Raw genomic sequence first — 20028 nt, forward strand, 5'->3', positions numbered from 1 at the left:
ATTAGACAATGCTAATTTAAAGTTTTACAGTGTTTAGTAATAAAAGCGTACAAATAAAATATCAGGAGTGTGTATGACTAAGATTGTGATTATCGGTGGCGTTGCAGGCGGTGCATCTGCAGCGGCTCGCGCTCGTCGACTAAGTGAAGATGCAGAAATCATCATGTTTGAGCGCGGTGAGTTTGTCTCTTTCGCTAACTGTGGCCTTCCCTACCATATCGGTGGCGATATCCAAGATCGCAGTAAGCTCCTGCTTCAAACACCCGATAGTTTCCTCGCTCGCTTCAATGTTGATGTACGTGTTATGAACGAAGTGACCAGTATCAACCGCAATGACAAAACCGTCACAGTTAAAAACCTACTTGAGAATAGTGAGTACACCGAAAGCTATGACTTTCTACTATTAAGCCCAGGCGCGGGCCCTATTGTTCCCCCTATTCCTGGAGTACAAAACCCACTGACGCATAGCCTGCGCAATATTCCAGATATGGACCGCATTCTGCAAACTATCGAAACCAATAATGTCGAGCATGCTACCGTAGTTGGTGGTGGTTTTATTGGCCTTGAAATGATGGAAGCTTTCCACCAGCGAGGCATTAAAACAACCTTATTAGAACTGGCAGATCAAGTGATGACTCCTGTCGATAAAGAGATGGCAGGATTTGCTCACAGTGAAATTCGTAGCCATGGCGTCGACCTACGTTTAGGCGTTGCTTTAACTGGCGTCGAATATCTATCTGAGCCCCACATCGCGAGTACTGAAGCCGGTGAAAACCCCCAACATCAGCACATTAACGGTCACCTCAACCTCGCGTTGAGCAATGGTGAATCGCTAAATACTGATCTACTGATTATGGCGATAGGTGTTCGCCCTGAAACTACGCTTGCAGCGAATGCAGGGCTCAAAATTGGTGAGCTAGGCGGTATTTGGACAACGCCTAACCTACAAACCAGTGATCCAGCAATTTATGCTGTCGGCGATGCCATTGAAGAAGCTGACTTTGTCACAGGCGAACAAACCATGGTGCCACTGGCAGGCCCTGCGAACCGACAAGGCCGAATGGCAGCAGATAACATGATGGGCAGAAGTGAAAGCTATCAAGGCACGCAAGGCACCGCGATTTGTAAGATTTTTGATTTAGCCATTGCTTCAACGGGTAAAAATGAAAAACAACTTCTACGCGATGGCATTGATTTTGAAAAAGTGTATGTCCATACCGCCAGCCATGCGAGCTACTACCCTGGTGCTGAAATTGTATCTTTCAAAATGCTGTTTGACCCCAAAACAGGCAAGATCTTAGGGGCTCAAGCCGCAGGTAAAGACGGGGTCGATAAACGTATTGATATTATGGCTGTTGCGCAGCGTGCAGGTATGACAGTTGAACAACTCCAACACCTAGAGCTCACCTACGCACCACCGTACGGCAGCGCAAAAGATGTGATTAACCAAGCGGCTTTTGTGGCCAATAATATTATGAAGGGCGACGCGACACCGATTCATTTCGATGAAATTGATCAACTAACGGATAACCAAGTACTACTAGATGTGCGCAACCCTGCTGAGCTGGAAAATGGCTATATTACAGGTGCGTTAAATATTCCGGTAGATCAACTTCGCCAACGCATGCATGAGCTACCAAAAGACAAAGAGATCGTAATTTATTGTCAGGTTGGTTTACGTGGCAATGTGGCCTACCGTCAGCTCGTCAATAATGGCTTTACAGCGCGAAATCTGATCGGTGGCTACCGTACTTACATCACAGCCAAGCAGTAAACAAAAAAAAGCCGCAGCAGACGCTGCGGCAAACGCTAGAATAAAAGTGATGGTTATACTGCCCTACTTAAAGGTTCAAGTGCGCAGCGATTGTTATTCAATAATTTCTTCGATAATAACGCCAAATGGCAACGGCCACTTAAACTTTCACCGCGCGTGATCGCGCCACTTTAGGCGCACTAACTGGCAGCTCTTCATCAATTTCTTGATTAACCGCTTCAGCACTTGGGTCTATCTCTATTTGAGACGATAACTTGGCCGTTAGCGCGGCTAATTGTTTTTCAAGCTCTGCCACTTTGTGCTGTTTTTCACGCAGTAAGCGATCGAACTCCTCATCTTCAGGTGTGAGTGACTGCTGAGCTGCAGACACCGCTACTTCAATTGCAAACTCTTCTTCAGTGGGTTTATCTACTCGCTCGCCAACTTCAAAACAAGCCGCTTCTAAAATCTCTTGCTGTAACTCTTCAAACGCCTCTTGCATATAGTCTGCAATCACTTCAAAACCCGGTAAAGATTGGCTACAAGCCACTAACGAGTAATACATGGTATCGCCATTACTGAAGAAAGTAATATTGAGCGTTTGTCCCGGCATAAGTACGGAAACAGGGTACTGTTGCTGAACTTTCGCCCCCATAAAGTAAAGCTGCTCTTTTTCTCCAGGAACATTAGATATCAATAAGTTAGTTGTGGTTGGTACATAATTATTAACGCCTAACTTACCGGTTATCAAGGAAATACCATTCACCAACAAAGAGTAGTTAATGTAGGCATCTGGTGAGATAGCTAAGGCTTCACGTTTAAGGTCATTCGTTGCCGTTTGAATCGCCTCTAAACGCTGTAATGGCGTTAGATTAGGACGGCCTAATTCCACATTACCTATGGTCATTTTATTGCCATGACCCGCATTCGATTCAGCTTTATTACGTAAATTAATCGGCATCATTGCGATAAGAGGCTTACGTAATGGCTGCGATCTGCTCTTTAAATAACGGTTCAGTGCAATATCCGAAACGGTGTACAGCACATCATTCATTGACGCACCCGTTATCGTGCGCAAATGCTTAATTTGCTTAATAGAGAAGTCGCCTAAACTTAATGCTCTATTACGTTGCGGATTAGCATTAAATGGTGTTTTTGGCGCAGAGAACGGCAGCGCTAAATCACTGTGTCCCAAATTAACAGCTTTCATCGCAAGCTTAGTCCCTAAGCGGAACATAGATGGCAACAGCGATATTTGTTTCGATGCTTTGGTGACAGTTTTCATCACCATTTCTGTCAAGTGATGCTCTTGCTGACGCTGCGACGACGTTTTGCGTATATCATGCTGCCATAACGGCGCATTAAATGATTCTTCAATATCTGGTGAACAACTTGATGTAAACATCTTGCTTGCTCGAATCCCATCCGCAACCGCATGGTGCATTTTCATCATTAGCGCAACGCGGTTACCTTCCAGCCCATCAATAACCCATACTTCCCATAAGGGTTTAGCACGATCGAGAACCTGACCATGAATACGGCCAGCCACTTTTTGCAGCTGTGCATCATTTCCAGGGGCTGGCAACATAGTGAAACGGATATGATCTTCGATATTAATGCTTGGTAATACATCCCACCGGGGTTTACCCGTCATACCCCAGTTCAGCTTCCAGTTAAAAGGCTGACACGCATCGGGCTTTTGTAAAAAGCTCGCGTAAACATTTTGCGCAAAATTTGCCGCATCCTCTTTCGGCGGCTCTAGAATGATCAGCCCTGAAACATGCAGAGGCGTTTTCGCTGACTCGAAGGCCACAAAACTAAAATCCAACAGCGACAAGCTCGGCATAAATGATCCTTTTTATTCCTATAACAAATTGCTGTCTTAACGGTAACAATGAATATTAGATCATTCTTTCTAATTTCTTATTTCACACAGTGTTGATGTCACAAATTCATCGGCAAAATCCACTAAATACTGTGCAAGAATTTATCTGAATATCAACCCGTGATACATGTCACTTATTCTCACAGCAATAACCCGCTATCCCTTTATTTATCAATAGTTCCATAAGGTTTAGTGCCTTCGACTTTGCTTCTCTTGTCACAGCCATATCGTGAAAGCAATAAGCGATACCAACTCCACAGTATGCGAAAAAAGGATGTGACTAGAGTCAACTTATTGCATAAAGAAGACGTGAACAGGCAAAAATAGAATGAATGCTCTATTCTTTCTTCCAATAATAACAATTTAACAACAAACAAAATATTACTGCTCATCGCTAATACCGATAACAAAGGAATGTGATATGTCTGTACTTGAACTCGTTGAAACGCATCCTACTCATCTTACGCCTCTCATGGCGGGCAACTCTCTATCTCATACAAAACCACCAGCGATCGTATTCGAACACCAAGACGATCTTGTTGATCAAGTCATTGCAACTGTCGGTAAAAAGATCGTATTAGGACTCCCACTCGCGATCGGTAAACCTATTGCTTTTGTGAATGCAATCTATCAACGAGCCAAAAAGGATCCTTCTATATCACTGACCATCGAAACGGGGATCACATTAGAAAAGCCTTCAGGTAAATCCGCTTTAGAGCAAAACTTTCTGCAACCTTTTGTAGAACGTGAGTTTGCTGGTGTACCCGATATTGAGTACATGAAAGATATTCGTAGCGGAAATTTACCTTCAAATGTCCAAGTTGGTGAATTTTTCTTCAAAGCTGGCAGTTGTTTGAATTCTAAACAACAGCTCAACTATACCAGCACAAACTACACCCATGCCGTTCGCGATCTTCTTGATAAACAAGTAAATGTCATCGCACAGCTTATCGCATCACGAACATGTGACGGTGTAACCACATACAGTTTATGCAGTAACTCCGACCTAGGCTTAGATTTAATTCCTGAATTAGAGAAACTCAAAGCAGAAGGTAAACCCATTGCGGTTGTAGGAGAGGTAAACAGTAATATGCCTTTCATGTACAACCATGCAGAGCTTTCAGCCAATGCATTTGATTTTGTTTTAGATGCAAACAGCCAGCCCGATCATCAAGACTATGCTATCTTTGCCGCGCCTAATATGGCGATCTCACCTGAAGATCATATGATCGGTTTATACACCAGTACCTTGATGAAAGATAATGGGACATTACAGATTGGTATTGGCTCACTAAGTAGCGCTCTAACTTACAGCACCCTACTGCGCCACCAACATAACACTGAATATCAGCAAATGCTGAAAACCTTGAAGATCAAAGAAAGATTCCCTATCACTACGCAAGTAGGCGATACCGAACCTTTCTATCACGGCCTATATGGTTGTAGTGAACTTATGGTCGATGGTTTCATGCATTTGTACCAAGCTGGTATTTTGAAGCGCCAAGTATTTGAAGACGTTGCTCTACAGCATTTATTAAATAGCGATAAAATCACGACAGACGTGTCTATCGGCACGCTAATGACACTGTGTGACCACAAGCTCATCACGCCATTTCTGACAGAAGACGATGTAAACTACTTGCTGAAAATTGGTGTGCTTAAATCAGATGTCAGTTATCGCAACGGTACCTTGTTGATCGGCGAACATAAGGTGACTGCCAATTTACACGATGCCCAGTGTCTTCAAGAAATCAGTAAGCACTACTTAAACGATAGCTTGCAAGGCGGTATTGTCATGCATGGTGCCTTCTTTATCGGCCCACAGGAGTTCTATCAACACTTACGTGACTTAACACCTGAAGAACATGAACATTTCTGTATGACGAGTGTTAACTATGTCAATGACCTCTACGATCACATGCTTGGTAATCAGCAGTTAAAACAAGTTCAACGCCAGCATGCACGGTTTATTAACTCTGGCATGATGGTGACCCTAGATGGCTCTGTCGTCTCAGATGCACTGGCAAATGGTCAGGTTGTGAGTGGTGTTGGTGGCCAATACAACTTTGTCGCACAATCACACCAACTACCAGATGCTCGGTCAATTATTAAAATTCGTAGTACCTGCGTTCGTAACGGTAAGTTGCAATCTAATATCTTGTTCAACTATGGCCACACCACCATCCCACGCCAGCTTCGAGATATTGTCGTTACCGAATACGGTATCGCTGATTTGCGCAGTAAACCAGATCACGTTGTTTACACCGAACTCATTAAAATCGCTGATTCACGTTTCCAACAGCAACTTTTAACCGAAGCAAAAGCCGCGGGTAAAGTTGCAAAGGATTACCAAATCCCAGCAGAATTCGCGAACAATACACCGCAATCTGTCACCAGCTTCTTAGCACCTTACACCAAGCTTAACTGGTTCCCTGCCTTCCCATTTGGTTGCAGTTTTACCGATGAAGAACTAACAATAGGTAAAGCACTTAAGAAATTAAAAAAAGAAACAGCAAGCCCTCAAGGGAAGTTGCAAGCTATCGCACGATCGCTTGTTGTAGGAAAGCCTGATGAGGCGCAAAAACGTTTATTAAAACGAATGCGACTTGATGAACCCAAAACACTCGAAGAACGTATTACACAAAAACTATTACTGAATGCGTTTCAACATTAACTAAATTAGCAATGTAGGTACTGTTATGACTAAAAAGTACAAGGAAATTGCCCTATGCCCCTACGCGGCAATATGGGGCTGTATGAAGTGCCCTGTTAAGCGTGTATGCCCAGGAAAAACAACCATAGGTGACAAACCAATACAGCCTATCAAGCGTAAACGCTAATCACATCGAAGGAGGCAATGCCTCCTTCTTTTATGTTCAGCATCAGTAATAAGTAACGACAGTTAACATATTGAATGACTTAATTATTCATTATCAAGAACATGAAGTAGTTCAAAATTCAAACAGATCATCTATGATAGTTTACCTCTTAACATGTAACATTTACTCACGCTTTCTGTAACACAATGGTGACCTTTATGAGCAGCCGTTTTAGTACACAATTGCGATACGAGAATTACTATCGTCTATGAACGATAACCCGCGCTGGCAGTCTGTACAGCACACAGCAATTCCTTCCTCACACGACACTCAGATACCACCTCCATATTACCGTTCCTGATCCCGGATAATTACCAACCACGCGCTTACTCTGTGGCGATAACTCTGACCGTCGCCCAAATATTTGCACCGTATATCAGTCATGGTAAGGAAATCATATGGAAATTTTAATGGGTATCGCTGCCCTATTAGCAGCTTTATGTCTATTCTCGCTATTCAGTTTCAAAGCACCAAACGGAAGTGCCGCGATGAGCGGCTTAGCAGATGCTGCTATCGCAACCTTTTTGGTTGAAGCTATTCATAAATATGTAATGGGGAATTTATTTGGGATCGGCTATCTTGCCGAATTCGGGAATATGGTTGGGGGCATGGGCGGAATTGCAGCCGCGACTTTAGTGATGCTCCGTATGGGGATCCAACCTGTTTATGCCATAGTAACAGGTCTTGCGATGGCAAACCTTGGCATACTTGAAGGCTTTATTGTCGGTTACCTATTCTCTTTTCTTGCCCCTCTGTTCAAAAAATACTTACCAGAAGGGGTCGATGTTATTGTTGGGGTACTAACCCTTGCACCACTTGCCAGACTGCTTGGTATTTTCATTAGCCCTGCCCTAGAGATGTTAATGGGCACATTGGCAAATATGATCACTGAGGCCACCTTATTCTCACCACTTGCTATGGGCTTTATGCTGGGTGGACTGATTAAAATGGTATGTACCTCACCACTCAGTTCGATGGCCCTCACCGCTATGCTTGGGTTGACAGGTTTACCTATGGGGATCGCGGCAATTGCTTGTGTCGGCGGTTCTTTTACCAATGGTTATATCTTCCACAAACTAAAACTGGGTAAATCAAGTAACACTATCAGCGTAATGCTAGAGCCTCTCACTCAAGCGCATATCGTAACCCGTAACCCAGTGCCTATCTTCATGTCTAACTTCATTGGTGGCGCTTTGGCTGGAACTATCGCTGCCTACTTCGGCATCGTGAACGATGCACCAGGAAGTGCAGCTCCAATTCCTGGTTTGCTTGCCTCTATTGCGTTCAATGCACCGCAAACGCTCTTCATGGCAACAGTTGCCGCTGCTTTTGCTGGTTTGCTTGGCGGGGTTATTGGCCACCAAATCTACAAACGTTTACTGGCTGAACGCATACCGCTACAACAATTTGCTAATGGCTAACCACTCACCACAAGAAGATCTCTAATCTTCGATAAATTGAAGCCACGCACCCTATGTGAGTGGCTTCATTTTTTTGCCTGCATTCCGCTTATTTCTAATGAAATCGAGATATAGCTCGTATAAACCCATATTGAGAATAGAGTCAAATTTCCCAACAAAATCATGACACCAGATCTTATTTCTAGCGCTTTATTTTGATTTACCTGCTCTTAGATAGGAGTATTATGCGCAATTAGTGTATATGCCCCAATGGAGCACCACCTTGATGAAAATGATCAGAAGATTACTCTCCAACCTTACTTCAAAACAACGTGCGACTATCACCGCCACTATTTTTTCCTTTGTATCCCTATCGGCAAATGCCACGCCATCTGGTAAAGACATGTCAATTTGGTTTGATGTGGGTGGGCCTGTTGGCGGTCCATACGCAACTGTTGTTCAAAACGGTGCAGTACAAGCCGCCGAAGATCTTGGTGTTGATTTACGTGTGGTTTACTCCGATTGGCAACCCCAAAAAATGGTTGAGAACTTCAAGCAAGCGCTTGCGGCTAAACCATCAGGTATTGTTGTTATGGGACACCCAGGTGACAGCGCCTTCGAACCCTTGATTAATGAAGCCTATGACAAAGGTATCAAAGTCACTTCTGTTGATACCGCGTTACCAGAAACCATGGCGGCCCAACAAGCGAATGGTTTTGGCTATGTCGGTGTCAGTAACGCAGATCGTGGTATGCATCTTGCGAATCAAGCACTGCGCGATGGTCAGTTTAAACCAGGTGATCGCGCCTTAGTTTGGGGGATGAAAGATATCGCAGAACGCAGTGATTCAACGCGCGGTATTATCACCACGCTTGAAGATGCAGGTTTAACAGTTGATTTTATTCAAATTTCACCTGAGGTAGACAAAGATCCATCGCTTGGAACTAGCGCCCTTTCTGCGTATCTTGCTCGTACACCTGATGTGAAATTAATCATGGTGGATCATGGTGCATTAACCTCACAAATGGGTAACTTCTTACGCAATGCAGGTGTTAGGCCGAGTGAATTATTTGTTGCTGGATTTAGCCTTTCCCCAGCAACAGCTGACGCGATTAAAACTGGCTATGTTCAGCTTGTTGCGGATAGCCAGCCTTACTTAATGGGTTATTTATCTGTCGTCCAAGTAGTACTCAGCACCCGATACGGTTTTTCTGGTTTAGATATTAATACAGGTGCCGGTTTCGTTAATGCCGCCAACATCGACTTCATTGCGCCACTGGCTGCGAAAGGCATTCGTTAATGGCTGACAATGTGCTTGAAATTTCGGGGTTGAACAAATGGTTCGGCCCCGTCCATGCGTTAAAAGATATTGATTTCTCGCTTGTCGGCGGTGAAGTATGCGCTTTGCTTGGTGACAACGGCGCAGGCAAATCAACCTTGATCAAATTAATCAGCGGGGTTGAAGCATTAGACCAAGGACACATGAAAATCAATGGACACACAGTAAACAACCAGCGCTATGGGGTTAAAGTCGCTCGTCAACTTGGCATTGAAACCGTTTACCAATCAGGTTCACTGGGCGAGCAACAGAGCGTATGGCGTAACTTATTTCTTGGACGCCATCTGCGTAACAAGCTGGGTTTTATCGATCAAAAGCAAGAACGCCAGCAGGCTGCAGCACTGCTTAATAAACTCGATTTTCGCGGCATCGGTGCCAACATAGAAACGCCTGTTAACCTATTGTCAGGTGGTGAACGCCAAGGTTTAGCCATAGGTCGAGCCATGCTGTTCGATGCTAAAGTGGTGATTTTAGATGAACCAACCACTGCCTTATCGCTCGGTGAAGTAGACAAAGTATTGCGCTTTATTGAAACCCTGCGCGAACAGGAAAGAGCGTGCTTATTGATCACCCATAACATGAACGATGCATTTCGTGTTGCAGATAGATTTGTGGTGATGGACAGAGGCCAAATCGTCGCGCAGTACCACAAATCAGATATGACTCAAGATGCGCTACATAAAGCCTTACTTGATGCTGTTGGCAGGGGGGCGTAATGCTTCATTTCTTTACTCGTCATCGGATCCCGACGTTAACCGCATTTATCCTAATGATGCTGTGGTCTATGTTCACATACCTTAGTCCACAGACTTTTCTTCACTTTCGCATTTATACCTCATTCATGTCGACAATCCCCTTCACCGCAATGTTAGCTTTTGCGTTAACGCTATTGATCATTGCACGTGAAATCGACATGAGCTTTCCATCTGTGGTTGCGCTTGGTGGCTTTGTTTTTTCTACCTTATTCAAACTCACTCAGTCGCCATTAATCGCTTTTATCGGCGCCGTCACTGCTGGAGTCTTATGTGGAACATTAAACGGTTGCTTAGTCGTTATTTTCCGTATTCCCTCTATCATCGCCACCATAGGTACCCAGTTTTTCCTCGGAGGATTAACAACAGTATTGGCTGACGGCATCGCGATTAGCATGCCAGAGATCCGTCAAACAGCCCTTCATAACATCATGGTCGGACGTATTGCTGAAGTGCTACCAGCGCAAATGCTATGGGCGGGCGTACTGCTGCTCGCTCTTTGGTTAATACTGGCTTGGCATGTCTTTGGCGATAACGTTAACTTCATTGGTGATAATCCAAAAGCGGCGGAAATGATGGGCGTCCCTGTAGAACGTACCCGTATGCTGTTATTCATGCAGATGGGGGCAGTTTCTGCTTTGGTGGGTGTCTTAGTTAGCCTAGAAATGAGTAGTTGGTGGCCGAATCAAGGGCAAGGTTACATGCTACTTGTGTTTGCCTCTGTCTTTATTGGTGGTACCTCAGTATTAGGGGGGCGTGGCACGTTAATCGGCACTCTCTTTGGCGCCTGTATTATTGGCATTCTTGAAGCTGGCATCATCAGTGCGGGGCTTGCAGGGTTTTGGACCCGTTTAATCTACGGCATCATTATTCTACTTTCGTTAGTGGTACACAGTATCTTGCTCAAACAGCATTCAGGCTCGTTATCTCGTTTATTTTCATCACGTTAATCAGCACTGTTAGCGTAAGTTTCCGATTTTGTTTTCATAGTAAAAGGATTCGTTATGGCACAAATAACTATCATTGGGGCGGGCAGCGTAATGTTTACCCGCCAAATATGCTCAGCCTTATTATCCTACCCTGCTGTTGCAGGCTCAACGATCACCTTGATGGACATTCAGCCTGAAGTGCTAAAACGCAGTGGCCAGCTTGTTGCAAAAATGGTTGAGCAGGCCAACTTACCTATCACAGTTAAAATAACGACTAATCAGCGCGAGGCTTTACAGGGGGCTGATTTTGTTATCAACGCAATCCAAGTCGGTGGACTTGAACCTTGGCGGCTAGATATAGATATTCCCGCTAAATATGGTGTTATCCAAGAAGTCGGCGATACCATGGGGCCTGGTGGGATTTTTCGGGCACTTCGTCATATCCCGCCTATGCTGGCAATCTTGAAAGATATGGAACAAGCCTGCCCTAACGCAATTTTCATCAACTATGCCAACCCACTCGCCCCGCTAACATGGGCAGCAAAAGAGTTCAGTAACATCACGACCGTCGGGCTATGCTACGGCGTTCGCTATACTGTGGCTCAACTGGTGGGTTACTTAGGGCAAGGGCCATGGGTTGATCACCCTTCAACACCAGAGCGCTGGCAACGGTTGATGTACAACGAAGTCCCTGACCATATTAACTACGAATTTGCCGGTATCAACCATATGACTTGGATTACCAAAATGCAGGCGAATGGTGAAGATATCATGGCTCAAATTCGCCAAATTCATACCAAGTCTGACGTTTACCAAGCCGATGGTGTACGTTGCGAAATGCTCAAGTTCTTTGATTATTGGTGTACTGAAAACCACTGGCATTGCAGTGATTACGTGCCATATTTCAGGAAAAATGAAGAGATGATTAATCACTTTCTTCCTCTACGCTGGAACCTCTTAGCATTAGAAGAAAAAGTGCACGCCGCAGGTAATGCGGAAATTGATGCGCAACTTGCAGGGAAACAAGACTTTGTCATTAAGCCCAATATGCTTAATGCGCCAAAGTTAATCAATGCCATGATAAGCGGTGAACGAACACGCATTAATGGTAACGTCGCCAACCAACAAGCCGATGGGTTATTAATTGAAAACTTACCGCAAAACTGTGTTGTTGAAGTGCCAATTTGGGTTGATAAAAATGGCTTACAGCCACAAACAATGGGACGGTTACCGACCCAATGTGCCAGCTTGATCAAAACCAATACTGCTGTGCAAGAGTTAATTGTTGAAGCAGCACTAAACAAAGACTTAAACGCAGCACGCTATGCTTTGGCACTCGACCCTGTCACCGCGACAGTTTGTACACTGTCAGACATTGATGCCATGTTCAAAGAGATGGTTGAAGCCCAGCAACCTTGGCTTCGTGGATTCAAATCATAATCGATAAAGAACAACACAAAAGCCGCTGATAATAACCAGCGGCTTAATTACCACGACACACTACTTTTTACCGCGCTTTATAGCTCGATACCTTCTGTCAGTTTTCCTATCGCATTCATCCCCGTGCCTGCTTTATAACCGCCATCTAAATCAATAGCAGTACCCGTTAGGTATGTGCAGTCATCCGCCGCGAGGAAGTGATACATGGCCGCGACTTCTTCCGCTTTACACAATCGAGCAAGTGGCCATACATAATCTTTAAGCATCAATTCAAGCTCGTTGCCTTTTGCGTGCGCCATAGGGGTATCAATGGTTGAGGGGCAAACGCAATTAACACGAATATTCCTTTCCGCCAACTCCAATGCAGCTACTCGGGTTAACTGAATAACGCTGCCTTTTGTAGAACAATAAGCACCGTAACCCGGGAAGCCTATTTTCCCGGCCAAAGACGCAGTGTTAATTATCGAGCCGCCATCATTCATATTCGGTGGCGCATGTTTCAAGCCATATAGCACCCCACCAAAATTGATTTTATAAACCTTCAGATACTCATCCATGCTTGCATCTTCTAGCATCTCTCCTGGTACAATAATGCCTGCATTATTTACACAAATGTCGATTTTTCCGTAAGTCTCACGTGCAATTTCAAATAAATGTTTAACATCATCTTCGTTAGATACATCGACTTTTACATAGGTACAACCTAGCTCAAGCGCCATCTCTTGTTGATCTGAAATATCAGCAATAACAACTTTAGCGCCTACTTCAACAAACCTTTTAACCGTCGCGAGACCAACACCAGAACCACCACCTGTAACAACTGCAACTTTATCCTTCAATGAAAACATATTATCTATCCTTATTATGGTAATAAATAATGACGCGTTTTATCTAGTTAGCCACTCTGCAAATCGTTGATTCCCGATAGCCAGTGATCACTTTTTTAAATCCACAAAGTGCTTCATTTAATGCTGAATCGCCGGTATCAACTAACAATCTCTTTTGGTAAATTGAGAGTAACTTCTCTTTCGTTGCGACAATTCGAATATTATCTATGCCTACTTTATTAATAATTCGTGGACTGATTTGCTGATTACCTCGTCCTAAAATATGTCCTTGCCCACCAATAGCAGTAATAACAATTTGAGCCGGTTTATTTTCAACAAGATGCCACAAATACTGCTCACATATATCATTCGCAATAAGCTTTCCATTACAAATAACATCGACGCCAATTAACGTGTTATTCAAACCAAGCCGTTCCATAATACGTCGCGTGGTCGTGCCTGGCCCTATGATATATAAGGTATCTGGCTCCATCGAACTAACAACTTCATCACTGATACCATTCAATCTCGACGCTTCAGAATGACTTCGTACTTTTACGCTCTGCACACGCTTTGTATTTGCTGGCACTTTCATATAACCGTAAAGTTTTGCACTTACACGCCCTTGTCGGTATGCCTCTTCATCAAGATCCATCACTTCCGCTTCACGTGTTTCAGACAGCTTGCCAGCAAGAAATTGCACGACAGTTTGACCCGCACCTTTAGGGTTCACGGCGTACACACCAGAGTGAATTTTGACCCCAGCTGGAATACCTAATACGGGAATAGTTTGCTCAATCACACTATAAATATTCCGAGCTGTACCATCACCACCAGCGAACAAAATCAAGTCCACTTTACGTAACATCATTTCTGTTGCTGCACGTTCTGTATCTGCTGCTGTTGTGTTGGCCGGACAGCGCTCACCGATAATCGTTGGCACAAAACCCGCTTCTTTTACCGCCAATTCTCCCATTTGGTCAGGACAGGTGATCAGTTCGAAAGGTTCATCTATTTGGTGAAGTATTTTGAGCGCGTCGGCGGTTCGCCGCAAAGCCTCGGGCTGAGCTCCTAGCGCCAGCGCTCTTTTTTGAATAAATTCCCCATCGCTGCCTTTTAAACCAACACGGCCGCCAATGCCTGCAATGGGATTTACTATGACGCCAATTTTCTTCATCTGTTATCACCACCTAAAGTAGCTAGTAACCTATGCGCGTTATAATTAGTAGAGACGCTACCACTCAAAGAGTGAGTGATAGCGCCTGATCACTACCTAAAACGTCTTGTATATTGACGCCACGTGGTAGCGATAACACCAAACTCTTCGCCCATAACGTGCTTAGGTAAATGTCGGCTGGCCTTATGCGGTGAGCTTGCAACCTTACCTGGATCTTCAAGGCATTCTGTCGCGACCGTTTTAAGAACCTGAACAAAATAGTCCATATCATCCTTGTTGTAAGAATCGCAAGGTTCTGGTGTGAAAGGTTCAGGGACGGTAAATGGATGATGCGATTGCCATAGTTCCGATATGCCGTAATCCACGAGCCTCGCATTTACGGCATCAATACCTAGGCCGCCTGATTGCTCAAATAACTTATCGAATGAAAGTCGAGTTTGCTCCATACGACGAATACCTGGGGCGTAATGCAGTGAAACACCGGGGACCTTTTCAATAATTTCTTGAGTCATATATTGGTTATTTAACACCGAGGTAATAGCAACTTGTTTTAACCCTTCAGCGCCAAGCGACATACACCACATATACGCTCTAGCAACCACAGGGAAATTACCCAGAAAAGCTTTTACGTAACCAATACTTTTTTGACGGTCATAATCTAGATAGTATTGACTCCCATCAAATTCCACCGTTGGCTTAGGTAAATATGGCGCAAGCTCAGCGGTACAACCTAAAGCGCCACACCCAGGACCACCACCGCCATGAGGAGACGAGAATGATTTATGAAGGTTGAAGTGCATTAAATCGAACCCAGCTTCCCGTGCCCTTGCAATACCAAGTAATGCATTGGCATTGGCTTGATCATAAGCACAAAGCGCACCGACATCATGGGCAGCTTGAGTAAACTTATCTATCTGCGCATTGTAGATCCCTGTGTCTTCAGGGTTTGTAATAAAAATACCTGCCGTTTTATCACTTAGCGCCGCTTTAAATTCATCCAGACATGGCAAGCCTGTTTTTTCATCTGGCAACAAGGTAATAACTCGAAAACCGAGAATTGATGTAGCCGCAGCATCTACAGGGTGAGAATGTAGCGTTGTAATGATTTCATTTTTATGGGTATTACCATTCGCTTTATGAAAAGCACTGATAATTTGCGCATTCGAATAAATGGCATGGCCACCGGAAGCAGGAAGAAATGAAACACGATCCATACCACCAATTTCTTTCATTATTTGTTCGGTTTCATAATAAATCTTCAAAATACCTTGCATCGACTCTTCCGCCTGAAGAGGATGCACGCCGACTAAGCCTGGGTGTCGACCTACGGTATGCTCTTGCACTTTAGGGCTATATTTTAAGGTACAAGTGCCTTGTGAAATACCGAGTGAGTTATCGGCACCTTGGTTCTCTTGGGAAAGACGAATATAGTGACGATTAACCAAAGGCTGATTCACTTCAGGTAAAGCTAACTGACTTTTTCTTTTAATATTGCCAAGTACAGAAACACCATCACCAACCGTTGCTTTAATTTCTTTCTCAGCTAAGGGAACAAGAATACCTCGCTCGCCCTCGGTGCTCATTTCCATGATAACGGGTTCATTCCATCGAGCTTGATGAAAGTCTCTCAACGTAATACTTTCCATTTTGCTATCCCCTTAGCTAAACAATTGCCTTTAATGTATCTACTAGCTCATCAATATCACTTAACGTGTGTATTTCTGTCACACAAAATAATGCACTTTGCCCTAGCTCTGGAAAGCTATTTGACAGGTCATAGCCGCCAAAAATATTGTGTTTTAATAACGCGTTATTGATATCCGCAACCAATTTGTTGGTGCCACTAAAGTCCACCACAAACTCTTTAAAGAAAGGTCCAGTGAATTTAATTTCAACCCCTGGTAATGCCGCCATTTTTTGGGCTGCGTATTGTGACTTCTGCATGATGGTCTCACCTATGGTCGCCATACCTTTAGGCCCCATAAGTGCTAAATAAACACCCGATGCCATCGACCAAAGTGCTGCATTTGTGCCCGTAAATTCAGCCGCATCATCGCGAACAGCATACGAAGTACGTTCAAACGCAGTAACCCAAGAAAAGCCGATTTCACCATCAACGGATGTAGGTGAAGCACCTACCATCTGATCCTTCAATTGGTACAAATACGCTTCTTCATCTTTAACCATAACGTAGCCAGCAACACCGCCGCCCGCTAACATATGATTACCAAGAGAGTGAATATCGCCACACACTATTGTTGCGCCATAAGCCCCCGGCGCCTCAATAACACCCAATGAGATAGGATCGGCATAAACAATAAATTCAGCCCCTACTTGCTTAGCTAGCTTTCCGATTTGCTCGGCTTGCACTTCAACAATACCAAGGAAGGTGGGATTTTCGATAAAGACAGCGGCGGTTTGATCGTCAAGCTTCATCGCTAAGTCGTCTAGATTTAGCAATCCTGTTTTTTCATCAAAATCAACATACTCAATATCTGCGAAAGCTTGCTCGATCCCCCCAAGATAATTTTGAATAATTTCACTATTTTGTGGGCTCATGCTTTTAGGCATAACCACTTTACGACGCCCAGAAACACGACACGCAATTCGGATCGCATGCCCTGCTGCCGTCCCGCCATCGTATTGCGGCATAGCCATGCATCCCATATCCAACAGCTCTGCCATCATGCTTTGGTATTCAAATTGAATCTGTGATTTACCTTGATCGGCCATCAAGCCAGCATAAGAGGTATAAAGCTCTCCTCGCCCAATAATTTCATCAACAACAGCAGGGACATAATGTGGCGCGCAGCCAGCCCCCAGGAAATACTTATGCGTCGTAAGGTTGGCATTTTGAGACAATAAATTATCGGTGTGCCTACGAATTGAATATTCATCTAATATAGGCTCAGGAAGCTGCATTTCAGTCTGAAGTAAATGAGAAGGAATTGAATCAAACAACTCCATCTCATCGGCAACTTTCACTTGCTCCATGAGTGCAGCCTTCGTTACTGGCGCTGTATTGGGAATATATGGATAAACCGTATTACGCTTGTTCATTTTCTACCTCCATGAAAAATTCCACTTTCAGTAACATTGCATCGTAAACAGCGGTTACTGGTTATTTGTCGATACTAATCACAGGAGCAAATCACATACCAAACTTACGTTTCACATCACACATTTTAATAAAGATAGCTAAGGAGTTGAATTAACATACATTTAATTTAACAACAAACCAAAATTAAACAAAATATCTCTCGAACTGCACGCTATTAGTCTCATCAGTGTGTCATTAACGTGTCACTACCTGCTTTTATAAAGCAACGGTGAAACACTATTGGGACAATCAATAAAATTCACACCTCGATGAAAATCCTAAAAATCGCACTCGAATTTGTGATAACAACCGCATCATACTCAACTTAATAATGATATTTGTGTGTATAAATCGGTTTATCAAACCTCGCTATAACAATGACAAGAAAACATATTCACCAACTAAATAATACCACCTGTATCAATCGAAGCATGAGGTAAATTGTGACAACAATCGTTCCTAGAAGTGAAATAGAGAAGTTAAGCCTTAAAGATAAACAATATCTTTCAATGATAGAGGACATGTCTGAGTTCGTCACAAGACAAACACCTGATATGAAGTTTACGTATGTGAATGATGCATACTGCGCGTTTATCGGTAAAACTCATGCTGAACTGATAGGTAAAAGTGAAGATCTATTTATTTATCATGAAGATAAACAAAAATTATTCGGTTTTATTGCATCAATTACCCTGCAATCTCCAGTGAAAGAGGGCACATTTAGGTTCATTGATAAGGCTGGTAACATTGCCTGGTTAGAGTGGACTGGTCGCGCTTTTTTTGATCATGATGGTAAAGTGATAGAGTATCAAGCCGTGGGTCGTAATATTACTGATAAAAAACAAGCACGCGACAAATTAGAAAAAGAAGTCGAAGTACGTACCTTAGAAATTCGAAAAGCGCATGACAATCTCGCTCAGTTAAACAACCACCTGCATAAAATTTTAATTAATATGTCAGAAGGTGTTTTTGTTATTGACGAATTAGGGAATGTTGATTTCCTGAATAATATATTGATTAATAGTTTACACATTTCTCAATGCAGATTAGAAAAAGCGCTATATAAAATAATATTTGGAAACGATGAGAGTCCTATAAAAAGTTTAATGGTGCAAGGGCTTGAATTCAAAAATACCTACGCATCACTGCCATCGACTTATGGAGACATCCCATGTTTAATCAGTGGAACACTCATTGATAAAGACCTAAAAGGAAAACGGAAAGGTATCATTATAGTAAAACCTCATAAAGAGGTCAGTAAGCTAGTAAACGATTTTACAGGCAACCAAGCTCAATTTACTTTTAACGATATAATCACTATTGATCCTGCCATGAAGCAGAGAATATATTATGCGAAAAAACTGGCCACAAATAATAGCAATGTATTAATTGAAGGTGAGAGCGGCACTGGTAAAGAACTTTTTGCGCAATCAATCCATAACACAAGCAAACGTAAAGATGGTCCTTTTATTGCCGTTAACTGTGGTGCGATCCCTCGAGAACTGATTGGCAGCGAGTTATTTGGTTACACAGATGGTGCATTCACAGGGGCCAAAAAAGGTGGAAAGCCCGGCAAATTCGAACTTGCATCAGGCGGTACACTATTTCTAGATGAGATAGGCGATATGCCTTTTGAACAACAAGTTGCCTTATTGAGGGTTATTCAAGAAAAAAGGCTAACCCGCATTGGCGGCGTACAGTCTATTCCTATCGATGTTAGGATAATCTGTGCGACCCATAAGAACTTGTTGAATGAAATGAACAAAGGCAACTTTAGACAAGATTTATATTATCGTTTAAATGTAATGTCTTTTGAGATCCCACCATTAAGGAAAAGGCCAGATGATATCTTACATTTGTTCGAACATTTTATGGGCAAACTTACAGGCAAGGCTTTTCCAACCACAATCAACTACGAGCCTGTCCTCCTCGACTGTTTGAAACGATACAGCTGGATGGGAAACGTTAGAGAATTACAAAATATCACTGAACGTTTGTACTATATATCGAATGGTGAAAAGTTAACCCTGTCCAGCCTGCCAGAAAACATTCTCAGCCCTTTCAAAGAGCAAACAACAAAGCAGCTAGCTACAGCGAATATCACCAGTAAGGTTACGCTAGGTGATGTAAGAAAAAGCCAGCAAGCGAATACCCATAGCCATGACAAAGAAACCATGCTCTCTTTGCTGCATGAAAATAAGGGAAATGTTCGTCAAGCCGCAAAGGCTATGTGTATATCACGCAGTACGTTTTATCGAAAAATGAAGCTATACCACATTATCGAATAATACCAATTTGGACAGCACCATCAACGAAAAAGCCCCAGCATTTCTGCTGGGGCTTCTTGAATATGGAGGCGCGTCCCGGAGTCGAACCGAGGTCCACGGATTTGCAATCCGCTGCATAGCCACTCTGCCAACGCGCCATATTTCTTTCTCTACTCAATATCGCCTATGGTAACGATATTAAGGAATAGATGGTGCCCCGGGCCGGACTTGAACCGGCACAACGCGAACGTCGAGGGATTTTAAATCCCTTGTGTCTACC

The 20028-nt window shown here is 43.4% G+C and carries 13 protein-coding genes and 1 tRNA gene; 8 read left to right on the plus strand and 6 right to left on the minus strand.

Going from position 1 to position 20028, the window contains the following annotated elements:
- Positions 1-73: 73 nt before the first annotated feature.
- Positions 74-1774 (plus strand): FAD-dependent oxidoreductase, encoded by a 1701-nt coding sequence (locus tag L4C35_RS17440; RefSeq protein WP_428464090.1) that lies wholly within the window; start codon positions 74-76, stop codon positions 1772-1774.
- Positions 1775-1913: 139 nt separating this feature from the next.
- Here the strand turns inward: L4C35_RS17440 and L4C35_RS17445 are convergent, their stop codons facing one another.
- On the minus strand, positions 1914-3599 hold the full coding sequence (locus L4C35_RS17445; RefSeq protein ID WP_428464091.1) for a wax ester/triacylglycerol synthase family O-acyltransferase: 1686 nt from the start codon (positions 3597-3599) through the stop codon (positions 1914-1916).
- Between the two features lie 460 nt (positions 3600-4059).
- On the opposite strand from L4C35_RS17445, the gene L4C35_RS17450 reads away from it, so the two are divergent.
- From L4C35_RS17450 to melA, 6 genes are all read left to right on the plus strand, one after another.
- Positions 4060-6312 (plus strand): acetyl-CoA hydrolase/transferase C-terminal domain-containing protein, encoded by a 2253-nt coding sequence (locus L4C35_RS17450; protein ID WP_428464092.1) that lies wholly within the window; start codon positions 4060-4062, stop codon positions 6310-6312.
- Positions 6313-6915: 603 nt separating this feature from the next.
- Positions 6916-7938 carry a PTS sugar transporter subunit IIC gene (locus L4C35_RS17455; protein WP_428464093.1) on the plus strand — a complete coding sequence of 341 codons (1023 nt, stop codon included), beginning with the start codon at positions 6916-6918 and terminating at the stop codon, positions 7936-7938.
- 265 nt (positions 7939-8203) lie between these two features.
- Positions 8204-9217, plus strand: coding sequence for a sugar ABC transporter substrate-binding protein (locus L4C35_RS17460; protein ID WP_428464105.1), 1014 nt, complete (start codon positions 8204-8206; stop codon positions 9215-9217).
- Positions 9217-9972, plus strand: coding sequence for an ATP-binding cassette domain-containing protein (locus tag L4C35_RS17465; protein WP_428464094.1), 756 nt, complete (start codon positions 9217-9219; stop codon positions 9970-9972). The genes L4C35_RS17460 and L4C35_RS17465 overlap by 1 nt, the downstream gene beginning before the upstream one ends.
- Entirely contained in the window at positions 9972-10958 is a 987-nt protein-coding gene (locus tag L4C35_RS17470) for an ABC transporter permease (RefSeq protein WP_428464095.1), read from the plus strand. The genes L4C35_RS17465 and L4C35_RS17470 overlap by 1 nt, the downstream gene beginning before the upstream one ends.
- Positions 10959-11012: 54 nt before the next feature.
- On the plus strand, positions 11013-12377 hold the full coding sequence (gene melA / locus L4C35_RS17475) for an alpha-galactosidase (protein ID WP_428464096.1): 1365 nt from the start codon (positions 11013-11015) through the stop codon (positions 12375-12377).
- A gap of 77 nt (positions 12378-12454) precedes the next feature.
- Here the strand turns inward: melA and L4C35_RS17480 are convergent, their stop codons facing one another.
- The 4 genes from L4C35_RS17480 to gcvPA form a co-directional block, all read right to left on the minus strand.
- The gene (locus tag L4C35_RS17480) at positions 12455-13225 is read right to left on the minus strand and encodes an SDR family oxidoreductase (RefSeq protein ID WP_428464097.1); all 771 of its coding nucleotides are present in this window, start codon (positions 13223-13225) and stop codon (positions 12455-12457) included.
- A 43-nt stretch (positions 13226-13268) separates the two neighbouring features.
- Complete coding sequence (locus L4C35_RS17485; protein ID WP_428464098.1) at positions 13269-14381, minus strand: ATP-NAD kinase family protein; 1113 nt, start codon at positions 14379-14381, stop codon at positions 13269-13271.
- Positions 14382-14473: 92 nt separating this feature from the next.
- Positions 14474-16027: an aminomethyl-transferring glycine dehydrogenase subunit GcvPB gene (gene gcvPB / locus L4C35_RS17490; protein WP_428464099.1), complete on the minus strand. Its 1554-nt coding sequence runs from the start codon at positions 16025-16027 to the stop codon at positions 14474-14476.
- 16 nt (positions 16028-16043) lie between these two features.
- Positions 16044-17441 (minus strand): aminomethyl-transferring glycine dehydrogenase subunit GcvPA, encoded by a 1398-nt coding sequence (gene gcvPA / locus L4C35_RS17495; RefSeq protein ID WP_428464100.1) that lies wholly within the window; start codon positions 17439-17441, stop codon positions 16044-16046.
- Between the two features lie 483 nt (positions 17442-17924).
- Here gcvPA and L4C35_RS17500 point away from each other — a divergent pair, with 483 nt between their 5' ends.
- Positions 17925-19769 carry a sigma 54-interacting transcriptional regulator gene (locus L4C35_RS17500; protein WP_428464101.1) on the plus strand — a complete coding sequence of 615 codons (1845 nt, stop codon included), beginning with the start codon at positions 17925-17927 and terminating at the stop codon, positions 19767-19769.
- 63 nt (positions 19770-19832) lie between these two features.
- Here the strand turns inward: L4C35_RS17500 and L4C35_RS17505 are convergent.
- Positions 19833-19906: transfer RNA gene (locus L4C35_RS17505), tRNA-Cys, on the minus strand.
- Positions 19907-20028 lie beyond the last annotated feature (122 nt).

It is taken from the genome of Photobacterium kagoshimensis (assembly GCF_050337045.1).
GTDB classification, from domain to species: Bacteria; Pseudomonadota; Gammaproteobacteria; order Enterobacterales; family Vibrionaceae; genus Photobacterium; species Photobacterium kagoshimensis.